This is a genomic window from Sphingobium sp. B12D2B, assembly GCF_025961775.1.
GTDB lineage: Bacteria > Pseudomonadota > Alphaproteobacteria > Sphingomonadales > Sphingomonadaceae > Sphingobium.
Genome location: NZ_JAOQOH010000001.1, coordinates 2406052 through 2421428, shown reverse-complemented (window position 1 = coordinate 2421428; position 15377 = coordinate 2406052). Strand labels below are relative to the sequence as shown.

General features: G+C 66.0%; 15 protein-coding genes and 1 tRNA gene. 9 read left to right on the top strand and 7 right to left on the bottom strand.

The genetic code is table 11. The features are described from left to right. Positions 1–7 precede the first annotated feature (7 nt). Positions 8–1702: an alkaline phosphatase family protein gene (locus M2335_RS11490; protein ID WP_264594769.1), complete on the bottom strand. Its 1695-nt coding sequence runs from the start codon at positions 1700–1702 to the stop codon at positions 8–10. A gap of 57 nt (positions 1703–1759) precedes the next feature. On the opposite strand from M2335_RS11490, the gene M2335_RS11485 reads away from it, so the two are divergent. The 6 genes from M2335_RS11485 (at position 1760) to M2335_RS11460 (ending at position 7155) form a co-directional block, all read left to right on the top strand. Continuing rightward, positions 1760–3907, top strand: a complete 2148-nt coding sequence (locus M2335_RS11485; RefSeq protein ID WP_264594768.1) for a protein-disulfide reductase DsbD family protein — start codon at positions 1760–1762, stop codon at positions 3905–3907. 4 nt (positions 3908–3911) lie between these two features. Further along, positions 3912–4655, top strand: a complete 744-nt coding sequence (locus M2335_RS11480; RefSeq protein WP_264594767.1) for a TlyA family RNA methyltransferase — start codon at positions 3912–3914, stop codon at positions 4653–4655. A 114-nt stretch (positions 4656–4769) separates the two neighbouring features. Then, the gene (locus M2335_RS11475; RefSeq protein ID WP_264569944.1) at positions 4770–5318 is read left to right on the top strand and encodes a TspO/MBR family protein; all 549 of its coding nucleotides are present in this window, start codon (positions 4770–4772) and stop codon (positions 5316–5318) included. A 38-nt stretch (positions 5319–5356) separates the two neighbouring features. Continuing rightward, positions 5357–5635: an accessory factor UbiK family protein gene (locus tag M2335_RS11470; protein WP_264572482.1), complete on the top strand. Its 279-nt coding sequence runs from the start codon at positions 5357–5359 to the stop codon at positions 5633–5635. 187 nt (positions 5636–5822) lie between these two features. Continuing rightward, a complete protein-coding gene (locus tag M2335_RS11465) occupies positions 5823–6329 on the top strand; it encodes a YbjN domain-containing protein (protein ID WP_181559260.1) in 507 nt (168 codons plus the stop codon). Between the two features lie 10 nt (positions 6330–6339). Beyond that, positions 6340–7155, top strand: a complete 816-nt coding sequence (locus tag M2335_RS11460; RefSeq protein WP_264594766.1) for a pyrroline-5-carboxylate reductase family protein — start codon at positions 6340–6342, stop codon at positions 7153–7155. Positions 7156–7159: 4 nt separating this feature from the next. Here the strand turns inward: M2335_RS11460 and M2335_RS11455 are convergent, their stop codons facing one another. Next, positions 7160–7660: a MarR family winged helix-turn-helix transcriptional regulator gene (locus tag M2335_RS11455; RefSeq protein WP_264594765.1), complete on the bottom strand. Its 501-nt coding sequence runs from the start codon at positions 7658–7660 to the stop codon at positions 7160–7162. A 180-nt stretch (positions 7661–7840) separates the two neighbouring features. Between M2335_RS11455 and M2335_RS11450 the strand changes: the two genes are divergently transcribed. Next, positions 7841–7915 (top strand) — tRNA-Gln (locus M2335_RS11450). Positions 7916–8000: 85 nt separating this feature from the next. On the opposite strand, the gene M2335_RS11445 is transcribed toward M2335_RS11450, so the two are convergent. The 4 genes from M2335_RS11445 to M2335_RS11430 form a co-directional block, all read right to left on the bottom strand. Beyond that, on the bottom strand, positions 8001–8894 hold the full coding sequence (locus M2335_RS11445) for an ROK family protein (protein ID WP_264594764.1): 894 nt from the start codon (positions 8892–8894) through the stop codon (positions 8001–8003). 3 nt (positions 8895–8897) lie between these two features. Then, a complete protein-coding gene (locus tag M2335_RS11440) occupies positions 8898–10013 on the bottom strand; it encodes a glycoside hydrolase family 68 protein (protein WP_264594763.1) in 1116 nt (371 codons plus the stop codon). A 253-nt stretch (positions 10014–10266) separates the two neighbouring features. Further along, on the bottom strand, positions 10267–11277 hold the full coding sequence (locus M2335_RS11435; RefSeq protein ID WP_264569950.1) for a LacI family DNA-binding transcriptional regulator: 1011 nt from the start codon (positions 11275–11277) through the stop codon (positions 10267–10269). 116 nt (positions 11278–11393) lie between these two features. After that, the gene (locus M2335_RS11430) at positions 11394–12662 is read right to left on the bottom strand and encodes an MFS transporter (RefSeq protein WP_264569951.1); all 1269 of its coding nucleotides are present in this window, start codon (positions 12660–12662) and stop codon (positions 11394–11396) included. Between the two features lie 263 nt (positions 12663–12925). Between M2335_RS11430 and M2335_RS11425 the strand changes: the two genes are divergently transcribed. Together M2335_RS11425 and M2335_RS11420 are read left to right on the top strand one after the other, a co-directional pair. Further along, complete coding sequence (locus M2335_RS11425) at positions 12926–13936, top strand: alpha/beta hydrolase (RefSeq protein ID WP_264594762.1); 1011 nt, start codon at positions 12926–12928, stop codon at positions 13934–13936. Positions 13937–14097: 161 nt separating this feature from the next. After that, on the top strand, positions 14098–14688 hold the full coding sequence (locus M2335_RS11420; RefSeq protein WP_264595406.1) for a PAS domain-containing protein: 591 nt from the start codon (positions 14098–14100) through the stop codon (positions 14686–14688). A gap of 45 nt (positions 14689–14733) precedes the next feature. Here M2335_RS11420 and M2335_RS11415 read toward each other — a convergent pair whose 3' ends face one another. Continuing rightward, positions 14734–15327 (bottom strand): superoxide dismutase family protein, encoded by a 594-nt coding sequence (locus M2335_RS11415; RefSeq protein WP_264579232.1) that lies wholly within the window; start codon positions 15325–15327, stop codon positions 14734–14736. Positions 15328–15377: the final 50 nt, after the last annotated feature.

The following is a 15377-nucleotide window of genomic DNA, read 5'->3' as shown; positions in this document are numbered from 1 at the left end:
GGCCAGTCTAGCGATCCTGCGGGGCAGGGCAACGGCTTGCCGGACCGGGATCGAGATCGAGGCAGCGGCCATCGATCCGGTCGGCGGGCACGGTGACGCCGATCTGCGCCGCGAGGGTCGGGAGGATATCCACCGTCTCGACTGCCTGGGGCTGCTCCATGTGCATCAGGCCCTTGCGCCAGAACAGCATCGGCACCCGGCGATCATAGCCCCACGGGCTGCCATGGGTTGAAACATAGCCCGGCGCCGGTGTGGCAATGGGCATGATGCGCGGCTTGAGCAGAAGGACGAGATCGCCCGAGCGCTCCGGATCGTAGCTGGCCTTGGCGATCGTCGCGAGTGACCAGCTTTCCGGCGATCCGGTGGGGGCCGGCGCGGCCTCGATATCCTTGCGGGTGAAGACGGCCTCGACTTGCCGGTGAGCGGCGTAGAACGCCTTGGCCTCGGCAATGACGCGGGTGCGCTGGGCGGCGGTGAGGGCGGCATTCACATAGATGTCGCCAAAGGGATTGGTGCCGAGCAGCAGCGTACCCTGCGGGACGGTGATGCCGGTGCGCGCGCTGATCGCCGCACTCACCGCGCTCGGGTACAGGGCGGGGTCCGCGCGCTCGGCGTCGGTAACGGCCTGTTCGCGCAGCCGCTCGGGAATGTCCGGCCCGCCATGGTCGGCAGTGAGCATCACCATATAATCGAGGCCGGTCGCGTCCAGCCGATCCAGGAAGCTGGCGAGGGCATCGTCCAGCGCAAACATCTGGATGCACATTTCCGCGCCGCGATTGCCGTAGCTATGGCCGATATAGTCGGTGGCCGAGAGGCCGACGATCAGCAGGTCGGTGGTGTCGCCGCGCCCGAGCTGCTGCGCCTCCAGCTGCTTGACCGCGAGCGCCAGAACGGCGGCATCGGCTTCCGGCGATGTGCGGAAGGCGCGGGCATCGCCGCCGGCGCGGGCGAAATGTCCGTCACCGACGCTGAGCGTATCGGTCAGGCGGACGGCGCGGTCACTGGCCTTGCAGAAGGCGGGCACGTCCATCGCCGGGCGGGGCTGGTCGAAGGTCTTGCGCACCCCGGCGTTCACTTGCTCGATCAGCGGCGTGAGCGGCGTCCCTCGATAGCTGGTGAAGCCATTGCCGCCCCACCACCAGATTTGGTCGACCACCGGCCCGCCCATCATGATCGCTGAGCGATCCTTGCCGGAGACGGACACCACCTTGGCCGCCGGATTCTGCGCCTTCATATAGCCCCCGAGTGTCGGCACGCGGAGCATCTTCACGGACGGCGCATAATCCCGCGAGCTTGTGCCGGGCACGTCTGGGTCTTCGGCGCAGTAGACGGTCTTGTCGGCACGGGCGATCTTCTGGTCGATCCAGTCATTGCCGATGATGCCGGTGCGGGCGGGGCGGCTACCGGTCAGGATCGTCGAGTGACCGGGGCAGGTTTCCGTGGCGGCGTGGCCCTGATAGCCATTGGGGAAGACGACCCCCTGCTGCAGGCGGGCCAGGCCGCCGGTGAAGGCGCTGCGATAGGCCCCGAACAGGTCGGTGGAAAACTGATCGACGGAGATGACCACCAGCAGCTTGGGCGGGCTCTGCGGCGCCTCAGCTGCGGGCGCAGCGGGCGCGGCTGGAGTCTGCGCGGGCTGGGCCAGCGCCGGGCCATTCAGGGCCAGCGTTGCGGCAAGGCACAGGCAAGCAGGGAAACGCATAGATTCTCCTTGGGGTCGGGGCGGCGCGCGCTTACAGAACGGCCAATGATCCGTTTCATGGCTTTTCCTGTGCGCCGGCTCAATGGCGTTTTGATGACGCTAGGGGTTCTTCTGGCAGCATTGCTGGTCGGCTTAGCTGCTTTTGCGCAATCTGCGGCACCAGCCGATGGCGGTGCGTTCGGGCAGCGCGGGGCACCGAATATCATCGCGAGCCTTATCGCCGAGACGGATCGCCCGGCGGCCGGGAGCACCGTTACGCTCGCTATCGTGATGAAACCCAAAGCCGGCTGGCATGGCTATTGGGGCAATCCGGGCGATGCCGGGCAGGGCATGCAGGTCGCCTGGGATTTGCCGGCGGGCAGTGGCGTCAAGATAGGCAATTTCCGCTATCCCGTGCCGGACCGACTGCTGATCGCCGGGCTGATGAACCATGTCTACGAGCATGACTATGCGGTGCTGGTCGATCTGGCGGTTCCCGCTGGGTTGGCGCCAGGGACGGTACTTCCGGTGCGCGGCAAGGCGCGGTGGCTGGCCTGCACGGACGCGATCTGCGTGCCGGAGCAGGGCGAGATCGCGACCACTCTGACCATTGGCGATGGGGCCACGACGGCGGCCTCCCGCAAGATCTTCGATGGATTTCGCGGGGCTCACCCCCGTCCGCTCGATCAGCCTGCGCGATATGCTGTGGCCAATGGCATACTGAGCATCGCCGTGCCCTATCCACAGGCTGCCCCGATGGGCGCGCCATGGTTCTTCGCGACGACACAGGACGTTGTGCGCTATGCGCAACCGCAGACCGTGCGTCGCGCGGGTGACTGGCTGGTGGTGGAGGTGGGGCTGGCCGAGGACGCGTCCGTGCCCGGCACGGTCGAGGGCGTGCTGGCAGTTTCGCCGGGCGTCGCGCTGGCGATCAGGGCCACGCCCGGTGCTGTGCCCGAGGGTGGTGAGCGGCTGACGGTGGCGCCGGATGGCGCCACAACGGCCGAGCCAGCCGCGCAGACCGGGCTTGGCGCGGTCCTGCTGATCCTCGGCGGCGCCTTTCTGGGCGGACTGATCCTCAATGTCATGCCGTGCGTCTTCCCGATTCTCAGCCTCAAGGCGATCAGCCTGGCCAAGGCGGGCGGGGATGAGCGGCAGGCCCGGCGCGATGCGCTGGCCTACACCGCCGGCATTCTCGTCACCTGCCTCGCGCTCGGGACGCTGATGCTGGCGATCCGGGCCGGCGGCACGCAGGTCGGCTGGGCCTTCCAGTTGCAGGACCCGCGCGTGATCGCGGTGCTGCTGATGCTGATGGTGGCGATTACGCTCAATCTTCTCGGCGGGTTCGAGATCGCATCGCTTTCGGTCGGGCAGGGGCGGGCCGGGCAAGGCGGGCAGGCGGGCGCATTCTGGACTGGCGCGCTGGCCGCTTTCGTGGCGACGCCCTGCACCGGGCCGTTCATGGGCGCGGCCATGGGCGCCGCGCTGGTGCTGCCCTGGCCGCTGGCTCTGGCGGTGTTCGCAGGCCTCGGCCTCGGGCTGGCCTCGCCGTTCATCGCCATTGCCTGGGTTCCGGCACTGCGCCGGCTGATGCCCCGTCCCGGCGCCTGGATGACCCGCTTTAGGCGCATCATGGCAGTGCCGATGGGGCTGACGGCGCTCGCACTGCTCTGGCTGCTCTCGCGGCAGCTTGGTGCCGGTGGCGTGGTGCTGGGCGTGCTGCTGGCGGGCGGCGTGATCCTGGCCCTCCTGCTGCTGGGGCGTCGCCAGCGCGCCGGCGCTGGCGTCAACTGGGCCTTGGGCGGACTCGTAGCCCTGCTGCTGAGCGGCGCTGCAATCGCCGCGCCTGCGCTGGTGCGCGGGGATCGTCCCGTAGCGGGCGAGGGGCTGGTGGGCGAGCCGTTCAGCGAGGCCCGGCTGGCTGCGCTCCGGGCGCAGGGCAAGCCGGTGTTCCTGTATTTCACGGCCGACTGGTGCCTCACCTGCAAGGTCAATGAGGCCAATGCCATCGATACGCAGGCGGTGCGCGAGGCCTTCGAGGCGGGCGGGGTCGCCGCGATGGTCGGCGACTGGACCAATGCCGATCCGGCGATCAGTCGCTTCCTCGAAGCGCATGGCCGCTCAGGCGTGCCGCTCTATCTCTTCTACGCACCCGGCGCCGCAACGCCGCAGGTTCTCCCGCAAGTGCTGACATCCGGCACGCTCACCGCTTTGGCGAAACGCTGAGCGCATGGCCAAGAAGCGCCTCGATCAATTGCTCGTCGAGCGCGGCCTTGCCGAGAGCCGCACCCGCGCGCAGGCCCTCATAATGAGCGGCAACGTACTGGTCGGCGACAAACCAGTGGACAAGGCGGGGCAGGCGGTGCCGGAGGAGGCGGAGATCGTCCTCAAGGGGCGGGATCACCCCTGGGTCTCGCGTGGCGGCCTCAAGCTGGCGCACGCGCTGGAGGCGTTCGACATCGATGTGACCGGACTGGTGGCAATGGACGTCGGCAGTTCCACGGGCGGCTTTACGGACGTGCTGCTGACCAACGGCGCGGCGCGGGTCTATGCCATCGATAGCGGCACCAACCAGCTTGCGTGGAAGCTGCGGCAAGACCCCCGCGTCATCGTTCACGAGCAGACCAGCGCGCGTATTCTGACTGCCACGCATGTGCCTGAGCCGGTCGACATCATCGTCTGCGATGCCAGCTTCATCAGCCTCGCCAAGGTGCTGGAGCGCCCGCTGACCTTCGCGGCACCCGCCGCCCGGCTCGTCGCGCTCATCAAGCCGCAGTTCGAGGCGGGGCGCGAAGAGGTCGGCAAGGGCGGCGTGGTGCGCGATCCGGAGGTCCACGCCCGCGTCTGCGCGGAGGTGGAGGCCTGGCTGGCGGCGCAACCGGGATGGCAGGTTACCGGCCTCACCACCAGCCCGATCACCGGGCCGGAGGGCAATGTGGAGTTCCTGATTGCCGGCGCACGCGTGCCAGGATGAAGCAGGCGCGATCCTCTCCCGTGCAATCGGCATGCGGGAAGGGCTGGCGCGGCGCAACGCCATCGTTAAAGTCATGTCAACGCTGTGGGGATTCGGCATGAAGTGGGAGTGCGCGTGAACCAGATTGCATCGCGAAGTCAGTTGCGGATGTCTTTCCTCCGCTGGGCGCTTGTCACCATCCCCGCCATCGAGTTTCTCGGCTTTGTGTCGGGCTATCTGTCCAACAGCGGCTATGACAATCGCTGGTTCGATGCGCTGAGCAAGCCGGCATTGGTACCGCCCGGCTGGGTGTTCGGGACGGTGTGGCCCACCCTCTATCTGCTCATGGCCCTGGCGCTGGCAATGATCCTGCACGCGCGCGGCGCGAGGGGGCGGGGGCTCGCCATCACGCTGTTCATCGTCCAGCTCTGCATCAACCTCGTCTGGTCGCCCTTGTTCTTCGGCGCGCATCAGGCGACGCTGGCTTTCTATTTGATCCTCGTCATTCTGGTGCTGGCCACGATCACCACCATCCTGTTCGGGCGGATCCGGTCTGTCGCGGCGTGGCTGATGGTGCCCTATCTTTGCTGGTTGGGCTTTGCGAGCGGGCTCGCCTTCGATATCGACCGGATGAACCCGGATGCCGAAACCCTTGTTCCGGCCGCGGTGCGTACCCAAATCTAGGCGATGGCCGCCATCAGCGGCGGCGAAGGATCAGACCCATGCAAAGTGAAAACCGCTTTTTCGACGACCTGTCCAAGATCATCAACGGCGCCGCCGGCACCGTGGCCGGGGTGGGGCGCGAGTTTGAAAGCAATGCCCGGGAGCGCGCGCGCGAGTGGATCGGCGGGCTCGATTTCGTAAGCCGCGAGGAGTTCGAGGCGGTCAAGGCCATGGCGGCGCAGGCGCGCGAGCAGGTCGAAGCGCTCGAGGCGCGGCTGGCTGCGCTGGAGGGCGGTGCGCCGAAGGCCGGCAAGCCGTCGGACAAGGCCGCAAGCTGAGTTTTCGACCAGCTATCCCGCATTTATCCACAACTTATTCACAGCAACATATCTCATTCCGGACAGGTTGGGCGCGGCTTCGCTGCCGCCTGCCTTTCCGCTTGCGCCGTGTCGTGCTACGAAGGGCTGTCCAGCAGGGGCAGGACGGCGCTGGCCGTTACAGGAAGTGGACTGACGGTTTTTGAGTATGATCGACCGGGATGAATTTACAGGCGGCGAGCAGGAAGCCGAGCCGATCGATATGCTCGCGGCCTATTTCGAGGCGCATGACTGGCCCTTCGAGCATGTCGGCGAGGACGAGCTTGTTGCGCGGCATCGCGGCAGCTGGACCGAATATGAGGTCCGGGCGATCTGGCGTGACGATGACATGGTGCTGCAGCTTCTCGTGCTGCCGGACATTCGCGTCGCCGATGATAAGCGTCTGGCGATCTGCGAAACCATCGCCCTTATCAACGAGCAGCTTTGGCTGGGCCATTTCGAGCTGTGGTCGGCGAGTAGCACGCTGCTGTTCCGTCATGGCGCCTTGCTCGGCCCTAGCGGATCGCTGACGCTCGATCAGGCGCAGTTGCTGGTGGAAAGCGCAATCGATGAGTGCGAGCGCTTCTACCCCGTCTTCCAGTTCGTCCTGTGGGGCGGCAAGAATCCCGCCGAAGCCATGGCCGCCAGCCTGATCGAGACGCATGGCGAAGCCTGAGGCTGGCCCGATGTGGCCTTCGCACCTTCTTCTGCTGGGTTGCGGTAACATGGCCGGGGCCATGCTGCTGCGCTGGCTCGACGAGGGCCTGCCCGCCGAGCGGGTGACGGTGGTGCGCCCCAGCGGCAAGGCGGTCGCGCCGGGCGTGCGGGTGCTGACCGCGCTCGATGGGCCCGTGGACCGGGACTCGCTGGTGATGCTCGGCTGCAAGCCGCAGCAACTGGCAGACGTTGCCGGGACAACGGCGGCGCTTCTCGGCCCCGGGGCGACCCTGCTTTCGATCCTCGCGGGCGTACCGATCGCCCGCATTCGGGATGCTTTCCCGGCCGTCCAGTCGATTGTCCGCTGCATGCCCAATCTGCCCGTTCGGGTCGGCAAGGGTGTCAGCATTCTCAAGGTGGAAGACGCGGCTGACGAACGCGCGCGCGATCTGGTCGACGCCATGTGCAGTCGCCTCGGTCTGGTCGAATGGCTGGACGATGAGCAACTGTTCGATGCCGCGACGGCGCTCGCAGGCTGCGGCCCGGCCTTCGTCTATCGCTTCATTGATGCGTTGGCTGCCGCCGGCGCCGAACTTGGCCTTGCGCCGGATGCCGCCGCGCGCATGGCGCTCAAGACCGTGGAAGGCGCCGCGTTGAGCGCAGCGGCGGCGGATCGCCCGCCCGCCGATCTGGCGGATGCGGTCGCCAGCAAGGGCGGCATGACCCGCGAAGGTCTGGACATACTGGATCGGGCGGACGGCCTTGCACCGCTCGTTGTGGAGACGCTGAAGGCCGCGCGGGATCGAGGCGCGGTTCTTGCTGCCTTGTCCAGCAAGGCCAGCTGAACCGTCAGCGCGCGATTTGCAGGGCGGCGACCAGTCGCTGGGTTTCCGGATCCAGCAGGCTCTCCAGCACCCGCCAGAAGCCGGTGACGGACGATTGCCCCGCTGCCGAATAGGCCGCCGCGAACCGTTCGCGCACGGCATCGAACAACGCCTGCTCGATAGCCTGCCCAGCAGGCGTCAGCCTCAGCAGCTTCTGCCGGCGGTCGCGGTCGCCCTTGTGGACCGCGAGCAACTCGCGCTCGATCAGCTCATCGAGCACCCGCCCCAGCGACTGCTTGGTCACGCCCAGCAGCGCGATGAGCGCCGACACGCTGAGATTGGGCCGCCGCGCGATGAAGTAGAGCGCCCGTTGGTGCGCGCGGCCGAGCCGGTGCTGATCCAGAATCGGGTCCATGGCCTGCGCGAACGCCATATGACCAAATTGCAGCAGCTCGATCCCGCGACGAATCTCCTCCTCGCGCAGGAACAGGGGAGAGGCTGCGGGACTGGATGGGGCGTTGCTCATGCGCCGTTTCATAAGGCCTGTGGGCAGGCGATGGAACTTCGTTCCGCAGCCCGATTACCCCTTTCGCAAGCAAGGCGCACAGGGGGAGCATACTCGCCTAAAGAGATCGCCAAACCACCGTTTCTCCGGCTTGGCATTTGCGCCCGGCCCTGTATATGGGCCGCTCGCAGCGCGCGATGCTGGGGCGTAGCCAAGCGGTAAGGCAGCGGTTTTTGGTACCGCCATGCGGAGGTTCGAATCCTCCCGCCCCAGCCAAGTTCAAATTCAGTGAGTATGAAGCGCCGATGTGGCAAGCGAACGCCGCGGCGTCGTCACGCCGCGCAAACGCTCTGCCAAAAGCTCAGCCCTGCAGCGCGGCTATGGCAAGCGCGATGGCGCCCATTGGGCCGGCTTCGTCGCCCAGGCCTGCGAGGCACAGACGTTGCTCGACCGTCTCCTGCGTGAGGAAGGGCAGGTAGCCCGCCAGATCCCGCAGCAACGTGGCGCGCACGGTGGGCAGGAGCGCAGCGCGGCTGGTGGCCACAGTGCCACCCAACAGGATACGCTCTGCCGCTGTGGTGAGGAACAGCGTGGCGGCGAGTTGCGCCAGGTCGGACGCCACGAAATCCCAGCGCGGATCGTCATCGGCGACGTGCTCGGGGCTGGTGCCGAAGCGGGCGGCGAGGGCGGGGCCGCTCACCAGTCCTTCGATGCAGTCGCCATGGAACGGGCAGGCCCCGGCAAAGCTGTCGCCTGCCGCACGCCGCACATGGATGTGGCCGATTTCCGGGTGCATGGCGCCGTGCACCGGCTTGCCGTCAACAAGCAGACCGCCGCCGAGCCCGGTGCCGATGGTGATATACCAGAAGCAATCGAGATCGCGACCGGCACCCCAGCGATGCTCGGCCAGGGCCGCGCCGTTGACATCCGTATCGATGGCCATCGGGCAATCGAGGCCGCTTGTCAGCCCCCCGGCAATGTCGGCGCCCGCCCAGCCGGGCTTGGGGGTGGGCAGCATATGGCCGAAATTATCGGATTTGCGGGACAGAGCGATGGGGCCGAAAGACGCGATGCCGATCGCGGCAATGGTCGCATCCGCGTGCCAGGCGCGCAATTGTGCGTTGGCGGCAGCCAGCGTCTCGTCAGGCTGCGTCGTCGGAATGCGAACCCGCTCGACGATGCGATCACCTTGAGCAAGCAGGACGAAGGTCTTCGTCCCACCCAGCTCGACCCCGGCAAGGCGCGTGCTCGACATGGCTCAGTCGATAATCCGCGTCGTCTCGCCATCCAAGGCGAGGCGAAGGAACGGCGCGAAGGTGCCGGCAAAGCGCTTAGCACCCTCGGCAGCCTCGCCACGGCCCCAATCGTCCGCGAAGGCCGTGACGGAGAGATCCGGCAGCACCAGCCAGCTATAAGCCTGACGCGGCGCTTCCGGCGGGTTGGCGATGACGAGGCCGGAACCGTTCAAGGGTTTCCACCCGTGCGTGATCTGCTCGGACACCATGCCGTAGAGGCCCGTCGGGGCACGGGGGGCTTCCGGGTTGAACACATGGGTCTGTGTGGACCAGAACAGATAGTAAAGTCCATTGGCCAGCACGATGTGCGGCCGCTCCAGCTCATTGTTGAGGCCATCGGCGCTGATGATCGGCGCGGTCACCTCCCACTGGCCGAGGGCATCGGGCTTGGCCCGCGCCGCGCCGATCACGCCATTATAGGCAGATTGCGAGGTGGCCAGCGAGCCGGTGAATAGCAGCCAATGCTCGCCGCTCGCCGGATCGAGGAGATAGCCGGGATCGCGAAAGGCCTTGATGGTGCCGAGGCCGCCACCGGCTGACAGCGGATCGGCATAAAAGCGCGGGTCGCGCGGGAAGGATCCGCGCAGATTGCGGCAATTCTCGACGGACCAGCCGCCATCCTTGCCGACCAGATCGGCCTCGACCTCGAACAGGCGTTGCTCGAAGCTGAGTTCGCTCTCGCCACGAAAGCCGGCGGCAGTGAAATAGAGCGTCAACCGGCGCCCGTCATTCTCCAGATAGGCCGAGCCGGACCATTCCCGGCTGCCGGGCGAGAAGCCATCGGGCATCACCGGGCCATAATGCCGCCAATCATCCCCCCGCCGCTCGAACAAATGAATGCGGGCATGACCGTGACGGTCATCCGGGTCGGCAAACCAGGGCGAGGCCAGCGCCATCCACAAATCGGCCGGCGCCGGCGAACCGTCGCGCTGCAGGATGGGCCAAGCGTCCCACACGCAGACATCGTCACTGATCCGAGCCACATCGGCCTCGCCGATGAGCGGCGCCACGCAGGATGGGGTCAGTTTGAGGTGCTTAAGCTGTTCGACCGTCCAGCGGGTCGTGCTGATATCGTTCATGGAGAGCCAGTTAGGTCAGAGAAAGGAGAGGGCGCGGGTGCGCAGGAGGCCGGGGCAGGCGATGTCCGGAAAGGAGGCGTTCGCAACTGTGTTGCAAGGCCATTGACCCCTCGCGCCATGCTGCAAATATGCGCGCGATTGCGCCTGAATTTCGATCATTGTCCCCGTTCCTCAAGTCCTCGCAACCAATACGCCATTGGCAATCGATTACAACCATTTTGGAACAGGGCTGTCGCAGCGGAAAATCGGTCCGTCAGGTGGAGCCGCGCACCACCAGAGCGGGGTTGAGAATGATCGAACCGGTCTGTCGGCCCTCGATGCGTTTAAGCAGGCAATCGACCATCTGCGTGGCGCCGCTGGCGATATCCTGGTGGATCGTGGTCAGCGGCGGCACGATGCTCTGCGCAATCGGGAGGTCATCGAAGCCGACGATTCGCACATCGTCGGGGATCGACATGCCCCGGCTGATGACGGTCTGGACGGCGGCGAGGGCGATCATGTCCGAGGCCGCGAAAATGCCGTCAGGCAGTTGATCGACCTGATCGAGATAGGCGTTGATGTCCGGCGCGCTGAGTTCCGGCGCGAGGTGGGTCGGCACTTCGGTCAGCATCACCTCAGCCGCGTGATCCTGCTGCACGGCGCGCGCGCCCTGTAAGCGCTGGGCGATCTCGATGGCGCGGGGATTGCCGAGGAACGCCACGCGCTTGCAACCGCGCTCGATCAGGTGGCGCATTGCCATCTGGCCGCCGAGGAAATTGTCCGTGCCGACCGAGCAATGGCTCTGCCCTTGGGTGAAGGCGCCCCAGGCGACCATCGGCAGATAATGACCGGCGGCGGCATTAAGGACCGCGGACTGGTCGGACTGGCCGATGATGATGAGGCCATCCACCCGCGCGGTCTTGATGATGCCCTCCAGCCAGTCGTCCCGGTCCGGAATGACCCGCGAAAGCATCAGGTCGAAACCGCGCTCGGTGAGTTCATCGGCCAGGAAACCGATGATCGTCATGAAGAAGGGGTCGGAGATATGCTGGGCGCGCTCATGGCCAAGCGGGATGACCACGCCGATCGCCCCGGTCTTGCGCGTGCGCAGGTTGCGGGCGAGCGGGCTCGGCTGAAAACCATGTTGTTGCGCCAGCTTGCGGATGCGCTCGGCAGTCTCGGAATTGACCACGGCCTTGCCGGCCAGCGCGCGGGAGACGGTCGCGGCGGAGACACCGGCGAGCTCTGCCAGATCGTAGATTGTCCGAACCTGCTTGGGTTTCAACGCTCCTGTGTCCTCTCGCATCCAAAGGCCAAACAAATGGCATCTCTAGGGCGCAGGCGGGTTTTGCCAAAGCATTTTTCCGGCGCGGGCCGCAGCGTCCGCGCCGGGAGGGCCCGTCAGGCGGTCGGGCCGGTGTCGCCGATGATGACTTCCTTGCGGTAATCGGCGCTGTTGCGCTCGGCTAGGCGGCTCGCAAACGGCTGCTTGCGCCAGTTCCAGATGCACTGGATGGCAAGGCCCGTCGCCATCAGTGCGCCGAGCGCGATGCTGTAGCGCGCGTCGCCGAGCCCGTCGCCGATCAGCGCCATCGCAAGCGGGGCGATGACAGCGCTGAGGCAGGTGAAGAACAGCAGCAGCCCCGCAACCGAGCCGTGGCGCGCCTTCTCGAAGCAGCTGATGCCGGTCGAGTTGATCGTGGGGTAAAGCACGGACATGAACAGGCCGGTGGCGGGCAGGGCGTAGATGGCGACGCCCCGATCCCCCAGCACGGCGATCCAGAACAGGATCGTCATTGCGACGGTGCACACGGCGAGCACGGCGGTCCAATCGTAACGCGCCAGCAGCCACACGCCGAGGAAGCGACCGGCAGCGCGAAGCACGAAGAAGATCGAGACGGCATAGACCGCGAGCCACGCGTTCGAGCCCTCGTAACTGGCGAGGAATGTCGGCGTCCACACGTAGATCGCGGCTTCCGCGCCGACATACAGCATCAGAGCGGTGGCGAAGAACATGGCGGTGGGATCGGTCATCATCCGGGCAGCATCGCGCGGATCGGCAGGCTTTTCATCGGCCCGCACCGGGGTCGGGAAGCGCGCGCCGAATGCGCCCAGCACGAGCAGGGCGCAGATGCCGGCGGCGAGGAAGTAGACCCACTTCCAGCTCAACCCTTCCTGCAGCGACCAGGCAACGACGGCCGGGCCGACAATCGCGCCAGCGCCGAAGAAGCCCTCGACCAAGTTCATGATCGTCGAATGCTCGCGCGTCGAGCGGGAGATGTCGCCGATCAGCGCGAGCGCGCCGGCCTTGAAGATGCCGATGCCGATGCCGGAGATGAACAGCAAGGCGACGAAAAACAGGAAGTCGTGTCCGGCGGCGAAGGCGACAGAACTGAGGCCAAAGAGCGTCAGGCCGATCAGGATCGTCGCCTTACGGCCGATGCGGTCTGCCAGAAAGCCGAGCGAAATGGCCGAAATAGCGATGCCGGACATCGTCGCATATTGGAACGATCCGGCCGCCGTCATGCCCAGATTGAACTCGCGGATAATCTGCGGAATCACCGTGCCAACCGAATCGGTAGTCATCGCGAACATCGCGAACATCAGGAAGACCAGCCATTTCAGCAGGGCCGATGCGTTGCTCGGCTGGATGTGGGGGCGTTCCGTCACTTCGCGATCCTCTCGGCCTTATTGTTCCATCGCAGCGTCGGTCGAACCAGGCTGCATGCAGATTATCATTCCGCAGCAACGCGCGGCGAATGAGGGTATGGCTGTAATCGATTGCTTTCGGAATGTCGATTGGCTCAGCGTCGGCAGATCTGGCGGGCGGCTCGCACTAGCCGGGCGGCTTGCAATGCAATCGATTACCGCTAGTGTCTGCGGCGATGTGAACATAAGCCGGCTCAGCTGGCGACGATGATGGGACAGGACTGATGGCAAAGGAAGACGGCGCACTGGATCGCAGAGGCTTTCTGGCGGCAGCGGGCATTGCGGCAGCCGTGGCCGGTGCAGCAAGCGTACCGATGGCCGCTGCACAGCCGCCGGCTGGGATGCCGCCTCGCGTCATTCCGCCTTCCTGGACTGCCGCGCCGACCATCGACCTGTGGACGGGCGCGCCGCCCGAGAACGGCTTTTCTGCACGTCCTCTGCCGATGGACAAGGCGCCGCCGGTTTTCATGCACAATGTCGACAAGCCCTATCTGCGCGTCTTCCGACCGGCCAAGTCCAATGGCCGTGCGGTGCTGGTCATTCCCGGGGGTGCCTACATCTTCATTTCCATCGATAATGAAGGGGCGGAAGTCGGGCAGGCGCTCGCGGGGCAGGGCTATACGGTCTTCGTCCTCGTCCACCGGCTGCCGGGGGAGGGCTGGACCAACCGGTCCGACGTGCCGCTGCAGGATGCGCAACGCGCCATGCGCCTCATCAAGTCGATGGCCGGGACCTATGGCATCGATCCTGATCAGGTGTCGGTGCTCGGCTTCTCGGCCGGCGGGCATCTGGCGGCGACCCTGATCACCGATTTCGCGCAGCCGGTTTACGCCCCGCGCGATGCCATCGACCGGCTCGACGCGAGGCCGCGCACTGCCGGGCTGATCTATCCGGTCATCAGCATGCGCATGCCGGATACCCACCCGGATTCGCGCAAATATCTGCTGGGCGAGAAGCCCGATCCCGCATTGGTCGCCCGGCGCTCGCCGGCCGCCCATGTCGGGCCGCAGACGCCGCCCACGTTCTTGATGCACGCGCTCGACGATCCGGCGGTGCCGCCGTCGAACAGTCTGGAGATGCTGCAGGCGTTGCGTGTCGCGGGGCGGCCGGTGGAGGCGCATTTCTTCGAGGAAGGCGGCCACGGCTTCGGGCTGGGCTGGCCGCAACTGCCGGTCCGCCAGTGGCTGGGGCTTTTCGTAGCCTTTCTGGATCGGCACGCCCGGCCGGAGGGCTGAGGAAGGCTCACAGCTTACTCCCTCTTCTTCAGAGGAGGGGCCGGGGCGAGGGGGCTGGAGGGCTAAGGCTGCCATGCAGCCGCGCAAGAAAACTCGCTCGGACACTGCCATTCTCCCGCCAGACCTTGGCGGTGCGTACGGCTTTTGATATCGCTGCCGGCATGGCGATAAGCGACATCATCGATGCCAGTTCGACCGCAGCGGTGATCAGCAATCCCCGGCTGCCCGATAATCCCATCATCGCCTGCAATGAGGCGTTTCTGCGCCTTACCGGCTATAGCCGCGCGGAAATTCTCGGGCGGAATTGCCGCTTCCTGCACGGGGCCGAAACAGAAGCCGCATCAAGCGAATTGCTGCGCACGGCCATTCGTCAGAAGAAGCCGGCCATTGTGGAGATCACCAATTATCGCAAGGATGGTTCGCCGTTCCGCAATGCGGTGATGATCGCGCCGATGTTCGACAGCGATGGCGGGCTGGAATATTTTCTGGGGTCTCAGGTCGAGGTTGCGGCCGTGGCAGCCGCCGGGCCGGACAGCCGCAAGGGCATGGCCACCGCGCGCGTCTCGGCACTCACCGAACGGCAAAGACGCATTCTGGTGCTGATGTCGGCGGGCAAGCTCAACAAGCAGATCGCATTCGACTTGGGCCTCAGTGAGCGGACCGTGAAAATGCACCGCGCCGCGCTGTTTCAGGCGCTGGGCGTCCGAACCGGAGCGGATGCCATCCGACTGGCTGTCGAAGCCGGTTACTGATCTCGCGATCAGCCCCGGCTTCAAGAAAATCACCTAAACGCGCGGTCAGGCGCCCGCTTGGAAGACGCCGCACGCAATGCGCCCGCCGCTATCGCCAGACGGATCGGTGCGCTGGTCGTCCGTGCCTTCATGCACGACGATCGCCGAGCCATCGGTGTCCATCAAGCCGGCCATCGTGGCGCCCTTGAGCGTATATTCGAGCGTACCCCGGCCATCCTCGCCAATGTCGATGTTCGGCATGTCGCCGGCATGCTGACCCTGCGGGTTCTCCAGACCATGTTTGGTGCTGGCAGGATTCCAGTGACCGCCCGCCGTGGTGAAGTCGGGCGCATCGCACTTGCCGGTCATATGCACATGGACACCCTTGCTCCCTGAAGGCAGGCCCTGCAGGGCGAGCATGATCTGCAAGCCGCCATCCATGGCGCGGATGGTCGCGGTGCCGGCCGGCGCGCCCTGCGCCGTCTGCAGGGTCGCGGTGGCGCTTTCGCCGCTCGCCATATTGCCCGTGGCATTGCCCATCATGGCATTGTCGGCAACATTATCGGCCGGCACGGCGTTGTTCTGCGTGTGATCGGGGCTGCTACAGGCTGCCAAACCCAGCGTGGCGATTGCGGCCACGGCGTAAATCCTTGCAGTCACGGCATTACTCCCATTGCTTACGGATATAGAGCGAACACGAGAGGGAAGCG